14 protein-coding genes are annotated in these 16325 nt (G+C 68.1%); 13 read left to right on the forward strand and 1 reads right to left on the reverse strand.

Features of this window, described 5'->3' with window-relative positions:
- Nucleotides 1-6: 6 nt before the first annotated feature.
- Genes AC1VNX_RS23235 through AC1VNX_RS23245 form a run of 3 tightly spaced genes read left to right on the forward strand, consistent with a single transcriptional unit; the run spans nucleotide 7 to nucleotide 4866 of the window.
- On the forward strand, nucleotides 7-4290 hold the full coding sequence (locus AC1VNX_RS23235) for an OmpA family protein (protein WP_483159872.1): 4284 nt from the start codon (nucleotides 7-9) through the stop codon (nucleotides 4288-4290).
- An 11-nt stretch (nucleotides 4291-4301) separates the two neighbouring features.
- Nucleotides 4302-4607 (forward strand): hypothetical protein, encoded by a 306-nt coding sequence (locus AC1VNX_RS23240; protein ID WP_301509821.1) that lies wholly within the window; start codon nucleotides 4302-4304, stop codon nucleotides 4605-4607.
- A 7-nt stretch (nucleotides 4608-4614) separates the two neighbouring features.
- A complete protein-coding gene (locus AC1VNX_RS23245; protein ID WP_483159875.1) occupies nucleotides 4615-4866 on the forward strand; it encodes a hypothetical protein in 252 nt (83 codons plus the stop codon).
- 19 nt (nucleotides 4867-4885) lie between these two features.
- Here the strand turns inward: AC1VNX_RS23245 and AC1VNX_RS23250 are convergent, their stop codons facing one another.
- Nucleotides 4886-5509 (reverse strand): TetR/AcrR family transcriptional regulator, encoded by a 624-nt coding sequence (locus AC1VNX_RS23250; protein ID WP_483159877.1) that lies wholly within the window; start codon nucleotides 5507-5509, stop codon nucleotides 4886-4888.
- 146 nt (nucleotides 5510-5655) lie between these two features.
- Here AC1VNX_RS23250 and AC1VNX_RS23255 point away from each other — a divergent pair, with 146 nt between their 5' ends.
- From AC1VNX_RS23255 to AC1VNX_RS23300, 10 genes are all read left to right on the forward strand, one after another.
- Nucleotides 5656-6864 carry an efflux RND transporter periplasmic adaptor subunit gene (locus tag AC1VNX_RS23255; protein ID WP_483159879.1) on the forward strand — a complete coding sequence of 403 codons (1209 nt, stop codon included), beginning with the start codon at nucleotides 5656-5658 and terminating at the stop codon, nucleotides 6862-6864.
- Between the two features lie 24 nt (nucleotides 6865-6888).
- Entirely contained in the window at nucleotides 6889-10056 is a 3168-nt protein-coding gene (locus AC1VNX_RS23260) for an efflux RND transporter permease subunit (RefSeq protein ID WP_483159881.1), read from the forward strand.
- 13 nt (nucleotides 10057-10069) lie between these two features.
- The gene (adeC, locus tag AC1VNX_RS23265) at nucleotides 10070-11539 is read left to right on the forward strand and encodes an AdeC/AdeK/OprM family multidrug efflux complex outer membrane factor (RefSeq protein ID WP_483159883.1); all 1470 of its coding nucleotides are present in this window, start codon (nucleotides 10070-10072) and stop codon (nucleotides 11537-11539) included.
- Nucleotides 11540-11547: 8 nt separating this feature from the next.
- On the forward strand, nucleotides 11548-11682 hold the full coding sequence (locus AC1VNX_RS23270) for a hypothetical protein (protein WP_483159885.1): 135 nt from the start codon (nucleotides 11548-11550) through the stop codon (nucleotides 11680-11682).
- Nucleotides 11683-11691: 9 nt separating this feature from the next.
- The gene (locus AC1VNX_RS23275; protein WP_483159887.1) at nucleotides 11692-12312 is read left to right on the forward strand and encodes a TetR family transcriptional regulator; all 621 of its coding nucleotides are present in this window, start codon (nucleotides 11692-11694) and stop codon (nucleotides 12310-12312) included.
- Nucleotides 12313-12382: 70 nt separating this feature from the next.
- Nucleotides 12383-12724 carry an ArsR/SmtB family transcription factor gene (locus AC1VNX_RS23280; protein WP_483159889.1) on the forward strand — a complete coding sequence of 114 codons (342 nt, stop codon included), beginning with the start codon at nucleotides 12383-12385 and terminating at the stop codon, nucleotides 12722-12724.
- Nucleotides 12721-13155 (forward strand): ArsI/CadI family heavy metal resistance metalloenzyme, encoded by a 435-nt coding sequence (locus AC1VNX_RS23285; protein WP_483159891.1) that lies wholly within the window; start codon nucleotides 12721-12723, stop codon nucleotides 13153-13155. Before AC1VNX_RS23280 ends, AC1VNX_RS23285 begins: the two co-directional genes overlap by 4 nt.
- A gap of 18 nt (nucleotides 13156-13173) precedes the next feature.
- Nucleotides 13174-13683, forward strand: coding sequence for an arsenate reductase ArsC (locus tag AC1VNX_RS23290; RefSeq protein ID WP_483159893.1), 510 nt, complete (start codon nucleotides 13174-13176; stop codon nucleotides 13681-13683).
- A 6-nt stretch (nucleotides 13684-13689) separates the two neighbouring features.
- Nucleotides 13690-14772 carry an ACR3 family arsenite efflux transporter gene (arsB, locus tag AC1VNX_RS23295; RefSeq protein ID WP_483159895.1) on the forward strand — a complete coding sequence of 361 codons (1083 nt, stop codon included), beginning with the start codon at nucleotides 13690-13692 and terminating at the stop codon, nucleotides 14770-14772.
- A 349-nt stretch (nucleotides 14773-15121) separates the two neighbouring features.
- The gene (locus AC1VNX_RS23300) at nucleotides 15122-16324 is read left to right on the forward strand and encodes a tyrosine-type recombinase/integrase (RefSeq protein ID WP_483159897.1); all 1203 of its coding nucleotides are present in this window, start codon (nucleotides 15122-15124) and stop codon (nucleotides 16322-16324) included.
- Nucleotide 16325 lies beyond the last annotated feature (1 nt).

Here is a 16325-nt window from a genome sequence, read left to right on the forward strand (position 1 = left end):
GCCGCCATGACCCGACCACAGACACCGAACCCGATCGAGCGAGCCGACATGAGAAGAAAGAAGAAGGCGCTTCCGAAGCGCATGGCCCTTGCGGGCGCCGTGACCGCCGCGTGCCTGAGCATGGGCCTGGCCGCCGCGCAGGAAACCGCCGTGCGCGGCCGCATGCTGGATCGCGCTGCGGCGGACCCGCGCGCGGTCGACATCGACGCCGCGCGCCACCTGCCGCGCAGCAGCGAACGCGAGCTGCCCAAAGCCACCTTCGTGCTCGGCGACGAGCGCGCGGCGCAGCCGTCAGCGGTGGCCGCCGCTCCCACTGCGACGCCCGTCGAACGCAGCCAGGCCGGCACGCCGCATTTCGATTCCGGCGCCGACGGCCTCTCCCCCGCCGACCGCGCGCAGCTCGACCGCATCGCCGACCAGGTGAAGGGCCGCGACGGCCTGCGCTTCGAGATCGTCGGCCATACCGACACGCAGGCGCTGAGCGCGAAGTCGCGCGAGCGTTTCGCCGACAACCACGCGCTGGGCCTGGCCCGCGCGCAGCAGGCCGCGCGCTACATCACGCAGCGCCTCGGCCTGCCGGAGACGGCCGCGTCCGCGAGCTCGCGCGGCCCCGACGCGCCCGTGGCGACACCCGCCACCGACCCCGCCAACTGGGCAGCCAATCGCCGCGTGGAGGTCCGCGTGTACTGGCGCGATGCGCCCGTTGCCACAGCCCCCGTCGCCGCGCCGGCCGATCCCGGCGTGTGCCGCACCTTCACCGCCTTCGGCACCGACGACGCGCCGCTTCGCCTGAGCGTGGACGGCCAGTTGCTGTCGGCGGACGGCAAGCAGCCCGCGGCCGATGGCACCACCAGTGCCGACCGCCAGCGCTGCGTCGACGTGCAGCTGGAGCGCAACCAGCTGCGCCTGCAGTACGACAACCTCTCGCAGCCACGCCGCCTGAGCGCCAGCGCATGGCCCACCACCGTGGTGGCCGGCGACACGGTGCGCTTCGCGGGCTACAGCAACTACCTGCTCTTCACCTCGAAGGCCGAGCTGCGCGTGTACACCGCCAACGAGGCGATGCAGCGCCGCCTGCTGGCCACCGTACCGCTGGACGCCGGCCTGCGCGGCGAATGGCAGGTGCCCGAGGGCCTGCTCGACCGCCTGCCCGAAAGCGCGAGCGGCAAGCTCTATTACCGCGTGCGCGTGTACGACCGCCAGGGCCGCTTCGACGAGACCGATGACCTCTCGCTCACGCTCGCAAAGCGCCACAAGCCCGAGACCGGCACCCCGCCCGACGCGGCGCGGGAGCTGCTGCGCGGCTATGGCCAGAACAACATCGCCATCGCCAACATTCCGTTGAGCGCGGGCACCGTCACCGCCAGCGGCGCGGCCATCCGCCCCGGCGAGAGCGTGCGCGCGCTGGGCTTCGCGGTGCCGGTGGACGAGGCCGGGCGCTTCGTGTTCCAGCAGCTGGTGCCGCGCCGCGTGCAGACCGGAGAGATCGCCGTCACCGACGCGCAGGGCGCCACGCGCGTTTACCGGCGCGACTTCGACCTGCCCACCAGCGACTGGTTCTTCGTCGGCCAGGCCGACCTCACCGTGGGCAGCAACAGCGTGAGCGGCCCGGCCGCGATCATGACCAACGACAAGAACCGCTACGGCGGCGGCGGCTGGAGCGAAGGCCGCATCGCCGGCTACGCCAAGGGCCAGCTCAACGACCGCTGGACGCTCACGGCCAGCGTCGACACGGAAGAGCGACCGCTGAAGGAGCTGTTCCGCAATCTGGACCGCAAGGACCCGACCTCCCTCTTCCGCCGCTTCGATCCCGAGGACTCCTGGAGCACCTTCGGCGACGACTCCACCACCGTCGAGGACGCGCCCACGCAGGGCCGCTTCTACCTGCGCGTGGACGACGGCCGCTCGCAGGCGATGTGGGGCAACTTCAAGCTCAACTTCGGCGACACCGAGCTCACCCGCGTGAGCCGCGGCCTCTACGGCTTCCATGGCCGCTACCTCGGCGAGGAGTCGACCTCCTTCGGCGAGGCGCGGCTGAAGGTCGACGCCTTCGCGGCCGAGCCCGGCACGCTGGCCGCGCGCGAGGAGTTCCGCGGCACCGGCGGCTCGCTCTACTACCTGCGCAGCCAGGACATCACGCGCGGCGCCGAGCGCGTGACGCTGGAAATCCGCGACCGCGACTCGGGCATGGTGCTCAAGCGCACGCAGCTCGTGCCCACCACCGACTACGAGATCGACTACCTGCAGGGCCGAGTGCTGCTGTCGGCGCCGCTGCCCAGCCTGTCGGACGACGGCTCGCTGGTGCGCGCGGGCGGCTTCACCGGCATGCCGACCTACCTGGTGGTGGACTACGAATACACGCCGCTGGCCACCTCGCTCGACACGCTGGCCGTGGGCGGCCGCGTCTCCTGGTGGGCCAACGACCACGTGGGCGTGGGCGTCACCGCCTCGCGGCAGGACCAGATCGGCGGCGACCAGCGCCTGGCCGGCGCCGACATCACGCTGCGCAAGACCGAGAACACCTACCTCAAGGGCGAGTTCGCGCGCAGCCGCGGGCCGGGCACCACGCAGCTCGACTCGATGGACGGCGGCTTCAGCTTCACAGGCCGCAACGGCTCCCTGACCAACGGACTGGGCAACGGCCCCACCGGCAGCGCCAGCGCATGGCGCCTCGAAGGCCAGGCAGACCTGGGCGACTTCGACATCCGCGGCGGTGGCCGCGTGAGCGCCTATGCGCAGTCGCGCGATGCCGGCTTCTCGGCGCCGGGACAGTACGCGAGCAACGCCACGCGCCAGGTCGGCGTGCAGGCCACCGTGCCCTTCGGCGAGAAGGCGGAGAACGGCGAGTTGCGCCTGAAGGCCGACCGCCGCGACGAACAGAACGGCTACAACAGCAGCGTGCTCGACGCGCAGTACTCGCTGGCCCTGTCGCCCGAATGGAAGCTGGGCCTCGGCCTGCGCTACGACGACAAGACGGGCGACTCGCTCATCACCAGCCCCTCGCTGCCGACCACGCAGGCGGTGTCGGGCGAACGCGCCGACGCGGCCGTGCAGCTCGAATACACCGGCGCCGACCGCTGGAGCGCCTACGGCTTCGCGCAGAAGACGCTGCGGCGCACCGGCACGCGGCTGGAGAACGACCGGCTGGGCTTCGGCGGGCGCTACCGCGTCAACGACAAGCTGGCGCTGCGCGGCGAGCTCTCCACCGGCGACGGCGGCTTCGCGGGCAAGGCCGGCGTCGACTACCAATACGACGACCGCTCCAGCGTCTACATGACCTACGTGTCGGACACCGGCCGCACCGACGAGAACCTCATCGGCCGCGGCGGCAGCCTGGTGACGGGCGTGCGCTCGCGCGTGGGCGACGGCCTCACCCTCTTCACCGAGCACCGCAAGGCCACCGGCGCGCAGCCGGGCCTCACGCACGCCTACGGCGTGCAGTACGCGCCCGACACGCGCTGGACCTTCGGCGTCAACTTCGAGAACGGCTGGGTCGGCGCCGAGACGCTGGGCGCCACGCGCCGCCAGGCCGTGGCCTTCACCAGCGGCTATTCGAGCGAACGCCTGAAGTACAGCGGCGGCCTCGAATACCGCAAGGACCGCACCACCGCCGAGACGCGCACCAGCTGGCTGGTGAAGAACTCCTTCAGCTGGAAGGTGGACGACGACTCGCGCTGGATCGGCAAGTTCAACTGGGCCGACAGCGACAGCACCACCGGCACGCTGGCCGCCGCCAAGTACACCGAAGCCATGCTCGGCTACGCGCTGCGCCCGGCTCTGAACGACCGGCTGAACCTGCTGTTCAAGTACACCTACCTGTACGACCTCTCGTCGCCGGGCCAGGTGGTGTCGGGCGGCGTCGATTCCACGCTGGGCACGGTCTCGACCACCGGCATCGACTACCAGCAGCGCAGCCACGTCTTCGCCATCGACGCCACCTGGGACCTCGACGAGCGCTGGACGCTGGGCGGCAAGTACGCCTGGCGCCGCGGCGAGCTGCGCGCGAGCCGCGACAACTCGGCGCCGTGGTTCAAGAGCTCGGCCGAGCTCGCGGTGCTGCGCGTCGACTGGAAGCTGGTGCGCAACTGGGACTGGATGCTCGAATGGCGCACCCTGCGCGCCAAGGAACTCAAGGACCGCAAGAGCGGCTGGGTCACCGCTGCGTACTACCACGTCAACGAGAACCTGAAGGTGGGCATCGGCTACAACTTCACCGACTACTCCGACAACCTCACGGACATGAGCTACCGCAGCAAGGGGTGGTTCCTGAACGTGCTCGGCAAGTTCTGACGAGGCCTCTCATGCGCGAACGCAACGACGAGATTCCCATCACGGTCCCGCTGGTCGACATCGCGCAGACGCTGGCGCGCGCGGGCCTCCTCGACACACGAGGAGACCGCTACCGGCTCTACGAGGAATGGGCCCGCGACTTCCAGGCCGACTTCGAGGCCCGCGCCGCTGCGGGCCGCGAGCCGGGCAGCACCTACCTGCGCGACGTGACCACCTTCGCGCTGCGCCGCGCGGCCGCCTACGGCTTCGCGACGCGCTGCGAGGACTACGGCCCGCGCCTGTGCAGCGAAGTGCGGCTGGTGGCCGGCGTGCGCTGACACTGAAATGAAGAAGACCGACGTTCTCGTGACGGTGATCGGCATGGCGCGCGAGGGTGTGGGCTTCACGCCCACCGACGCGCTCGCCTGCATCAGCGAGCTGATAGAGCAGGAAGACAAGCAGAACCCCCTGCACGACGCCAACGTGGAAAGGCTGCTGCGGCTGGGCGCCTGCGTGTGGAGCCTGAGGCACGGCATGCTGGCGCCGCCCTCCTCCAGGGGCCTGCTGCGGGAAGATCCGCTGAAGCAGGCCGACTAGCGGAGCCGCCGGCGCGGCCTCAGCCTGCGGTCTTGCGCTGCGGCGCGTAGCCGCCGAGAAATACCTGCACGGCGCGTTGCGTCGCCTCGCGCAGGTCCTTGCGGGTCAGCGGCCCCAGGATGCCGAGGAGGCGCGGCCTGACGGTCTCCGAGTCGAGCAGCGCCATCAGGTGGTGCGCCGCCGCGACCGGATCGGCCATGCGCAGCCGGCCCTTGCGCATCTGCTGCTCCAGGAAGCCCGACATCTGGGTGACCCCCTGCCTGGGCCCGCCCTCGTAGAAGAGGCGCCCGATGTCGCTGCGGCCGGACTCCGCGATCACCGCCCGCTGCGCCTCGATGACCTCCTGCGAGCAGATCACCGCCAGGACCTTCTCGCCGAAGCGCTGCAGCACGCGCTCGAGGTCTTCGTCGGCCTCCTGGCCCAGCGCCTCGAAGATCGGATCGAAGTGGCTCCTCGCCGTGCCGAGGATCACCGCGACGAACAGCTCCTCCTTCGACTTGAAATAGCCATAAAGCGTGGCCCTGGAGCCGCCCACGCGGGCGGCGATTTCCACCATCGAGGCGCCCTCGAACCCCAGCTCCCTGAAGACTTCCGATGCCACCTGGACGATGGCATCGCGCTTGGCTTCGGTCTTTACGCGCATTCCGTGTGCCTCCTTATTTCTATACACGTCTGACTATTTTAATTGACAGACCTCCAGAGTTCAAAATACATTTCAGTACAGCACTGTCTATTTAAACGCCGACGCGGCCCATGCCGGAGCCCCGTCGTTTCCCCTGGAGAACCGCAATGCGCCCCCCTCTCACATACGGCCTGACCTTCGCCGCGGCCCTCGCGTCCACCTGCATGCTCGTCGCCTGCGGCAAGCCCCCGGGCGGCCCGCCGCCTGCCGCCGGCACGCCCGAGGTGGGCGTGGTCACGGTGCAGCCGCAGCGCGTGGCCCTCACCACCGAGCTGCCGGGGCGCACCGTGCCCTTTCTCATCGCCGACGTGCGCCCGCAGGTCGGGGGCATCGTGCAGTCGCGCAAGTTCCGCGAAGGCAGCGAGGTGAAGGCCGGCGAGGCGCTCTACCAGATCGACCCCGCCACCTACAAGGCGACCTACGACAGCAACGTCGCCTCGCTCGCCAAGGCGCAGGCCAGCCTCGGCACCACGCGGCTGAAGGCCGAGCGCTACAAGGAGCTGGTGGCCATCAAGGCCGTGAGCCAGCAGGACTACGACGACGCCGCCGCCTCGCTGCAGCAGGGCGAGGCCGACGTGGCTTCGGCCAAGGCCAGCGTCGAGACCAGCCGCATCAACCTCGCCTACGCGCGCATCGAGGCGCCGATCTCGGGGCGCATCGGCAAGTCGTCGGTCACGCCCGGCGCGCTGGTCACGGCCAGCCAGTCGACCGCGCTCGCGACCATCCAGCAGCTGGACCCGATCTACGTCGACGTGACGCAGTCGAGCGCGGCGATGCTGCAGCTGCGGCAGGCCATGGCGCGCGGCGACTTGCAGAAAAGCGGCGCCAACGCCGCGAAGGTGAAGCTGCTGCTGGAAGACGGCAGCGCCTATCCGCTCGAAGGCAAGCTGGAGTTCTCCGACGTCACCGTCGACCAGAACACCGGCGCCATCACGCTGCGCGCGGTGTTCCCCAACCCCAGGGCCGACCTGCTGCCCGGCATGTACGTGCGCGCGGTGCTGCAGGAAGGCGAGAAGGAACAGGCGCTGCTGGTGCCGCAGCAGGCGGTGTCGCGCGACGGCAGCGGCAAGCCGATGGCCTACGTGGTCGATTCGCAGAGCAAGCTGCAGCGGCGCGCCCTCGAAACGGAACGCGCCATTGGCGACCAGTGGCTGGTGCGCAGCGGCCTGCAGGCCGGCGACAAGCTCGTGGTGGACGGCCAGCAGCGCGCCGCGCCGGGCGTGGAGGTGAAGACGGTGCAGTGGAGCCCCAAGCCCAAGGCCGGCACGGAGACCGCCAAGGCCGCCTCGCCCGAACACGCCGCCACGGCGAACTGACAGAGCGAGCAACCAGAGACACCCATGGCACGCTTTTTCATCGACCGGCCCATCTTCGCGTGGGTCCTCGCCATCATCGTGATGCTGGGCGGCGCAATGTCCATCGCCACCCTGCCGATCGCGCAATACCCGAGCATCGCGCCGCCGGCCATCGCGATCACCGCCAACTACCCCGGCGCTTCCGCGAAGACGCTGGAAGACACCGTCACCCAGGTCATCGAGCAGAAGATGAAGGGGCTGGACCGGCTGAGCTACATGGCCTCGACCAGCGAGTCCTCCGGCTCGGCCACCATCACGCTCACCTTCGAGAACGGCACCGACCCCGACACCGCGCAGGTGCAGGTGCAGAACAAGCTCTCGCTGGCCACGCCGCTGCTGCCCCAGGAAGTGCAGCAGCAGGGCGTGACCGTCGCGAAGTCGGCCACCAATTTCCTGAATGTGCTGGCCTTCACATCCGAAGACGGCAGCATGAACGGCTCCGACCTGTCGGACTACGTGGCGGCCAACGTGCAGGACGCGCTGAGCCGCGTCGAGGGCGTGGGCGAGACCACGCTCTTCGGCTCGCAATACGCGATGCGCGTGTGGCTCGACCCCGACAAGCTCGCCAACTTCAGCCTCACGCCGCTGGACGTGAAGACCGCCATCCAGGCGCAGAACGCGCAGGTGTCGGCAGGCCAGCTCGGCGGCATGCCCGCCGCCGGCAACCAGCAGATCAACGCGACCATCACCTCGCAGACGCGCCTGAAGACCGCGCAGGAGTTCGAGGACATTCTTCTGCGCACGCAGACCAACGGCGCCCAGGTGCGCCTGCGCGACGTGGCGCGCATCGAGCTGGGCAGCGAGTCGTACAGCACGGTGGGCCGCTACAACGGCAAGCCGGCGGCCGGCCTCGCCATCAAGCTGGCAGCGGGCGCGAACGCGCTGGACACGGTGAAGGCCGTCGACGCGCGCGTGGCCGAGCTGGAGAAGTTCTTCCCGCAGGGCATGAAAGTGCAGAAGCCCTACGACACCACGCCCTTCGTGCGCATCTCCATCGAGGAAGTGGTGCGCACGCTCGTCGAGGCGGTGGTGCTGGTGTTCCTGGTGATGTATCTCTTCTTGCAGAACTTCCGCGCCACGCTGATCCCGACCATCGCGGTGCCCGTGGTGCTGCTGGGCACCTTCGGCGTGCTCGCGGCCTTCGGCTTCACCATCAACACGCTGACCATGTTCGCGATGGTGCTGGCCATCGGCCTGCTGGTGGACGACGCGATCGTGGTGGTGGAGAACGTCGAGCGCGTGATGACCGAGGAAGGCCTCTCGCCCAAGGAGGCCACGCGCAAGTCGATGGGCCAGATCACCGGCGCGCTGGTGGGCGTGGCCCTGGTGCTGGCGGCGGTGTTCGTGCCGATGGCCTTCTTCGGCGGCTCCACTGGCGTGATCTACCGGCAGTTCTCGATCACCATCGTCTCGGCGATGACGCTGTCGGTGCTGGTGGCGCTGGTGCTCACGCCCGCCCTGTGCGCGACGCTGCTCAAGCCTGTACCCAAGGGCCATGCGCTGGCCACCACCGGCTTCTTCGGCTGGTTCAACCGCAGCTTCGACCGCGGCAACCGCCGCTACCAGGGCATCGTTCGGCACATGGTCGGCAAGGGCTGGCGCTACATGGCCGTCTACACGGTGCTGCTGGCGGCGGTGGTGTTCGGTTTCATGAAGCTGCCGGTGGGCTTCCTGCCCGATGAAGACCAGGGCACGATGTTCGCGCTGGTCCAGCTGCCGCCCGGCGCGACCAACGCGCGCACGGAAGAAGTGATCCGCCAGGTGGAGCACCACTTCCTTGTCGACCAGAAGGATGCCGTCTCCGGCATCTTCACGGTGGCGGGCTTCAGCTTCGCGGGCAGCGGCCAGAACACGGGCTTCGCCTTCGTCAAGCTCAAGCCCTGGGACGAGCGCAAGGGCGAGGCGCTGAGCGTGACCGGCGTATCGGCGAAAGCCGGCGCCTTCTTCAACACGATCCGCGACGCGAGGGTGTTCGCCTTCGCGCCGCCCGCAGTGGCCGAACTCGGCAACGCGACCGGCTTCGACCTGATGCTGCAGGACCGCGCCAACCTCGGCCACGACGCGCTGATGAAGGCGCGCAACCAGCTGCTGGCCGCGCTGTCGCAGGACAAGCGGCTGGTGGCGGTGCGCCCCAACGGCCAGGAGGACACGCCCGAGTTCAGGCTGGAGATCGACCCGCACAAGGCACAGGCCCAGGGGCTTTCGATGAGCGACATCAACAACACCTTCTCCGCCGCCTGGGGCAGCAGCTACGTCAACGACTTCATCGACAAGGGCCGCGTGAAGAAGGTGATGCTGCAGGCCGACGCGCAGTACCGCATGCTGCCCGAGGACATCGACCGCTGGTACGTACGCAACAGCGCCGGCGGCATGGTGCCCTTCACCTCCTTCGCCAAGGCGGGCTGGAGCTCGGGCTCGCCGCGCCTGGAGCGCTACAACGGCGTTCCCTCGGTGGAGATCCTGGGCATGGCGATGCCGGGCTCGGCTTCCAGCGGCGAGGCGCTGGCCATCGTCGAGCAGGCCGTGGCCAAGCTGCCCGCGGGCATCGGCTACGAATGGACCGGCCTCTCGCGCCAGGAGAAGGCATCGAGCGGCCAGACCGGGCTGCTGTATGCGCTGTCGGTCCTGATCGTGTTCCTCTGCCTCGCCGCGCTCTACGAGAGCTGGGCCATTCCGTTCTCGGTGATCCTGGTGGTGCCGCTGGGCGTGCTGGGCGCGCTCATCGGCGCCATCCTCACCTGGAAGATGAACGACGTGTACTTCCAGGTGGGCCTGCTCACCACCATCGGCCTCGCCTCGAAGAACGCCATCCTGATCGTGGAGTTCGCGAAGGACCTGCATGCCCAGGGCAAGGGGCTGCTCGAGTCCGCACTGGAAGCGGCGCGCCTGCGCCTGCGCCCCATCCTCATGACCTCGCTGGCCTTCATCCTCGGCGTGCTGCCGCTGGTGCTGGGCAGCGGCGCGGGCGCTGGCGCGCAGCATGCGCTGGGCACGGCCGTCATCGGCGGCATGTTGTCGGGCACCGTGCTCGCGATTTTCTTCGTCCCGCTCTTCTTCGTGCTGGTGCGCGGAATCTTCAAGGGCAAGCCGCAAGGCGATTCTTCCGCGGCGGCCTCGGCGCACGCCGCACAACCGGCTCCGGCCGCATCCTGAGGAGGCGCACGCCATGAAGACATTCCGCCTTGCTGCGCTCACGACGGCCGCCCTGCTGGCCGGCTGCAGCCTGATCCCTGCCTACCAGCAGCCTGCCGCGCCCGTGGCCGCGAAGTTCTCCGGCGACACCAGCACCGATGCGGCCGGGGCATCCACGCCCGTCGCCGACCTTGGCTGGCGCGAGGTGTTCACCGACCCGTCGCTGCAGCGCGTGATCGAGATGAGCCTGGCCAACAACCGCGACCTGCGCGTGGCGGTGCTCAACATCGAGAAGGCCCGAGCCCAGTACCGGGTGCAGGACGCGGCGCTCTTCCCCACCGTCAACGCCAGCGCGGGCGGCAGCGGCAGCCGCACGCCGGCGAGCCTGTCGTCCACCGGCGAGACGCTCATCGCGCACCAGTACAGCGCCTCGCTCGGCTTCAGCTCGTACGAGATCGACCTCTTCGGCCGCGTGCGCAGCCTGAGCGAGCAGGCGCTGCAGCAGTTCCTGTCGACGGCCGAGGCGCGCCGCAGCACGCAGATCAGCCTGGTGGCCGAGGTGGCGACCAGCTACCTCACGCTCGCCGCCGACCAGGACCGGCTGAAGCTCGCGCGCGACACGCTGCAAAGCCAGAGCGATTCGTACCGGCTCAACCAGCGCAGCTTCGAGCTGGGCGTGTCGTCGGCGCTCACGCTGAGCCAGGCGCAGACCAGCGTCGATACGGCGCGCGTCGACGTGGAGCGCTACACCGCGCAGGTGGCGCAGGACCGCAACGCGCTGGTGCTGCTCGTGGGCGCGGAGCTGCCCGAGGAACTGCTGCCGCAGGCCCTGCCCGATGGCGCGACGGCCGCGGCGAACCCGCTGGCCACCATTCCGCCGGGCCTGCCCTCGGAGCTGCTGCAGCGCCGGCCCGACATCCTGCAGGCCGAGCGCGACCTCAGGGCGGCCAACGCCTACATCGGCGCGGCGCGCGCGGCCTTCTATCCGCGCATCAGCCTCACCGCGTCGGCGGGCACATCGAGCAACGAACTCTCGGGACTCTTCAAGAGCGGCTCGGGTGCGTGGAGCTTCGCGCCGCAGATCTCGCTGCCGATCTTCGACGGCGGCGCCAACCGCGCCAACCTGAAGATCGCCACCGTGAGCCGCGACATCTCGGTGGCGCAGTACGAGAAGGCGATACAGACGGCCTTCCGCGAAGTCTCGGACGCCCTGGCCCAGCGCGGCACGCTCGGGCGCCAGCTCGACGCTCAGCAGTCGCTGGTGAACGCCACGGCCGAGAGCTACCGGCTGTCGCAAGCGCGATTCCGGCGCGGCGTGGACAGCTACCTCAGCGTGCTCGACTCGCAGCGCTCGCTCTACACCGCGCAGCAGGACCTGATCGGCACGCGGCTGTCGCGCTTCACCAACCTCGTGACCTTCTACAAGACGCTGGGCGGCGGGTGGAACGAGAACACCGAGAAGCCGGTGGCGGGCGTTGCGCCGGACAGCTCGCAAGGCACTTGAGCAGCGACATGCAGGCATCCGTCGAATGCAAGCAGGCGCCCGGCATGAAGGTGGCCTGCACACCGAACGCCGATGCCTGCCGGGCCTGCGGCCTGTGCGTGCAGGCCAGCCCCGAGCACGCGATCAAGCTCGCCAGGCGCTGACCCCCGCGAATGGCAAGGCAGACGAAGCTCGAGGCGCAACTCACGCGCGCGCGGATCGTCGAAGCGGCGCTGACCGCGTTCGCCGGGCGCGGCGTGCGTGCGACCACGCTGGAGGACGTGGCCGCCTGCGCCGGCGTGACGCGCGGCGCCGTGTACTGGCACTTCGCGGACAAGCCGGCGCTGGTCTCGGAAGTGATCGCCGGGCTCGAATGGCCGCTGGACATCGGCGCTGACATCGAGAGCTATCGCGAGCATCCGCAGCCGCTTCGACTGCTGCGCCTGCAGCTGTGGCGGCAGATGGAGCGATGCGTGGGCGCGACCCGGCAATGGCAGCAGGTGCAGCTGGTGCTGGGCCACGGCGTGCGATCGGAACTCGGCGCGGCCTCCCTGGCGCAGCTGGAGCAGACGATGGCACGGACGGTGCAGCGCCTCGGCCGCGTGATGACGATCGCCCATCGGCGCGGCCAGCTGCGCGCGGGCCTGGCGCCGATGGCCGTTGCGCGCGGGCTGCATGCCGTGGGCAGGGCCATGCTGTCCGAGCATGCGAGCGAGCCGGGGCGGCCACCCCGGCTGGCTTCGCCGCTTTGCCTGGAGCTCTTCATGGCGGGAGCGGCGACAGCAGCTTCCTAGGCCACGTCGTCGGATGGGATTTTTCTTTGGGGGGATTGCTTCGATTCGATAATTCAAATATTCTCGAATCATGGAAGAATCAAAAGCCATCCAGTCGCTCGCCGCGCTTGCCCAGCCACTGCGCCTTCGCGTCTTTCGCGCCCTCGTCGTGGCCGGCCCCGAGGGCCTGACGCCCGGGGCTCTGGTCGAAGCGATGGGCGTGCCGGCCACCAGCCTGTCGTTCCACCTGAAGGAGCTGACCAACTCCGGCCTCATCACGCAGGAGCGCAGCGGCCGCAACCTGGTCTACCGCGCCGCCTTCGAGCAGATGGATGCACTGCTGGGCTTCCTCACCGAGAACTGCTGCGCGGGCGCCCCCTGCGCGGTGGAAGACAAAACCAGGTCCTGCAACAGCCAAGGAGCCACCCCATGAAGCGATTCCACGTTCACCTGCACGTCGACGACCTGCACAAGAGCATTGCGTTCTATTCCCGCCTGTTCGCCGCGGAGCCCGCGCGCGTCGAGGCCGACTACGCCAAGTGGATGCTCGAAGACCCGCGCGTGAACTTCGCCATCTCGACCTTCGGCAGCGGCAAGGGCATCGACCACCTGGGCATCCAGGCCGAAGACGAAGGCGAGCTGCTGGAGCTGCGCTCGCGCGCCGAGCTGGCCGATCGATCCTTGCTCGACGAAGGCGAGACCAGCTGCTGCTACGCCCGCAGCGACAAGCACTGGGTGACCGACCCGCAGGGCATCGCCTGGGAGCACTACCGCACGCTCGACACGGTGCCCGTGCACGGCATTCCGCGCGAGCAGGCCTCCGCCTGCTGCGTCACCCCCGGCAAGTCCAGCGCCTGCTGCTGAGCCACCAAGACCCCCCTCATGTCCGACACCACCACCGCCCCGCTCAACGTGCTCTTTCTCTGCACGCACAACTCCGCGCGCAGCATCCTCGCCGAAGCGGTGCTCAACGACATCGGCGCCGGGCGCTTCAGGGCCTACTCGGCCGGCAGCAGCCCGCGCGCCAACCAGCAGCCCAACCCGATGGCCATCGAGGTGCTGCAGAAGGCCGGCATCGATACATCGGGCCTGCGCAGCAAGAGCTGGGATGAGTTCGGAAAGCCGGATGCACCCCGCATGGACCTCGTCGTCACCGTGTGCGACAACGCAGCCGGCGAGACCTGTCCCTACTGGCCCGGCCAACCGGCGACTGCACATTGGGGCTATGCCGATCCGTCGGAGACGGTGGGCGACGACGACCGCAAGCGCGAAGCCTTCCGCCAGACCCTGCACGCCATCCGCCGTCGCCTCGAGCTGCTGGTGAACCTGCCGGCGGCCAGCCTCGACAGGATGGCGCTGCAGGCCACCGCGCGCGACCTGGCCAGGTCCTGAAGCGCGATGTCGTCCTCCATCGCACCGGCCCGCGCGGACCAGCCCGCCGCGCAGCCTTCTATCGGCGGCTTCGAGCGCTACCTCACCGTATGGGTAGCGCTGTGTATCGTCGCCGGCGTGGCATTGGGCCAGTGGTTTCCGGCCGCATTCCAGGCGGTGGCGCGCCTCGAAGTCGCCAAGGTCAACCTGCCGGTGGGCCTGCTCATCTGGGTGATGATCGTGCCGATGCTGCTGAAGATCGACTTCGCAGCGCTCGGGCAGGTCAAGGCGCATTGGCGCGGCATCGGCGTGACGCTGGCGATCAACTGGATCGTCAAGCCCTTTTCGATGGCGCTGCTGGGCTGGCTCTTCGTGCGCCATGCGTTCGCGACGCTGCTGCCGGCGGACCAGCTCGACAGCTACGTGGCCGGCCTGATCCTGCTCGCGGCGGCGCCCTGCACCGCGATGGTCTTCGTGTGGAGCCAGCTCTGCCGGGGCGATCCGTACTTCACGCTGTCACAGGTCGCGCTCAACGACGCCCTGATGGTCGTCGGCTTCGCGCCGCTGGTGGCGCTGCTGCTGGGGCTGTCGTCGATCACGGTGCCGTGGGCCACGCTGCTGATCTCGGTGGGCCTTTACATCGTGGTGCCGGTCGTCATCGCGCAGATGCTGCGCCGCCATCTCCTGAAGAAGGGCCAGGCACACCTGCAGGCCGTGGGCGCCCGCCTCGGCCGCTGGTCCATCGGCGCGCTGCTGCTGACGCTGGTGCTGCTCTTCGCGTTCCAGGGCGAGGCGATCATCGCGCAGCCGCTGGTGATCGCGCTACTGGCCGTTCCGATCCTCTGCCAGGTCGTGCTGAACTCGGGGCTGGCCTACCTGCTGAACCGGAAGCTCGGCGTGGCGCACTGCGTCGCGGGGCCATCGGCGCTCATCGGCGCAAGCAACTTCTTCGAGCTCGCCGTGGCGACAGCCATCAGCCTCTTCGGCTTCCAGTCGGGCGCGGCGCTGGCCACGGTCGTCGGGGTGCTGATCGAAGTGCCCGTCATGCTGGCCGTCGTGTCCATCGTGACCCGGTCCCGGGATTGGTACGAGCGGGGGCTGCCGCGCTGACGAACGCCTGTGGCACCATGCCCTGCCCCGGGGGCCATCGGCCTACAGGGGAAAGCGACAACCGGATACAAAACCGGACGCCCGAAAATCGGATGAGTCGATTCATCGCTGATAAAAATCGGCGCAATCAACCCCCTTTGGAGAATCACTTGCGCATACCACCTGTAATGTGCACTCAGTGATTTCTGGCTTTCTTTGAACTCCTTCGAGCAAGGCCAAAAAGCAAAAAATACCTTATAAAACAACAACTTATAAACATCTTGCAGCACAGTGCATCTTGGTGCACTTCCTTGGTAGCCAGCTTTTTTTTGGGTATGCTGACGGGTACAAAACCAGCCCCAGGTACCCAGTGGCCAGCGCCCCTCCAACTCATAAAAGCCTCCGGCAGCTCACCGAGACCCAGGTTAAGAACGCGAAGGCAGCCTTGGCTCCTTACAAGCTCACAGAACCCGGCGGCCTGTTTTTGCTTGTGCAGCCAAGCGGCACCAAACTCTGGCGCTACCGCTTCACACTGAATGGGGTCGAGGGCATGCTGGCCTTGGGCCACTACCCGGACATCACGCTGAAACGGGTACGCGAACTACACCAAGATGCTCGCAAGCTTGTCGCAAGCGGCATCAATCCTGTCCACCATCGCCGACAGGCAAAGCTCCAGGTCAATCTCTCGACGTTTGGCGCCCTCACCGCTTCCTGGCGCGCGGTAACTGACGGCCGACTACGGCCTGCGACGGTGACGCAACGCGAGCGCGAGCTGAAGAACGACTTGCTTCCGAAATTTCAGAATCGGCCAGTCGCCAGCATCACACGCGTGGAGCTGGCAACCCACCTAACCGCTGTAGAAAAGCGAGCTCCCGAAACAGCGAGGAACCTACGCACCCATCTGAACGCTATCTTTGAGCATGCCATCGACGTGGGCCTACTTACCGCGAACCCCACGCCACCTCGGCGAGTACTTCGATCGAGGCGCCCAAAGCACCATCTGTCGCTCCCTTCTGATCGCATGGGAAACTTCTTGCGCGCTCTCGATGCCTCCCGCACGAACTTTGAAACCCGGGCTGCAATGCTGCTGGTCCTATTGACCGCCTGCAGAAAGAACGAAGTCATTTCGGCCGAATGGAAGGAGTTCGACTTGGCAGGAAGGTCCTGGACCATTCCAGCTACGCGCATGAAAGCAAAACATGAGCATTGGGTTCCACTCTCGGACCAAGCGGTCAAATTGCTCAAGGAACTGCGCCAAAAAGCGAGCGACGATCGCGTGCATCTTTTCCCCAATCGCATGGACCCCAGCAGGCCCATGGCAAATCGGTCGCTCAACGCTTTGCTGGAGCGCCTTGGGTATGGCGGGGAAAGCACGCCACATGGCATGCGAGCTGCATTCAGCACGCACTTCAACAAACTAGGGGCCAATATCGATGTTATCGAACACTGCCTTGCTCATGTCCCACTGAATCGAGTTCGAGCCGCTTACAACCGACACGCCTACCATGACGAGCGCCGCGAAATGTTGCAGGCGTGGGCCGACCATTTGGATGAAGAACGAGCACGACAATAGC

The organism is Variovorax sp. TLI9-5A (genome assembly GCF_056867935.1).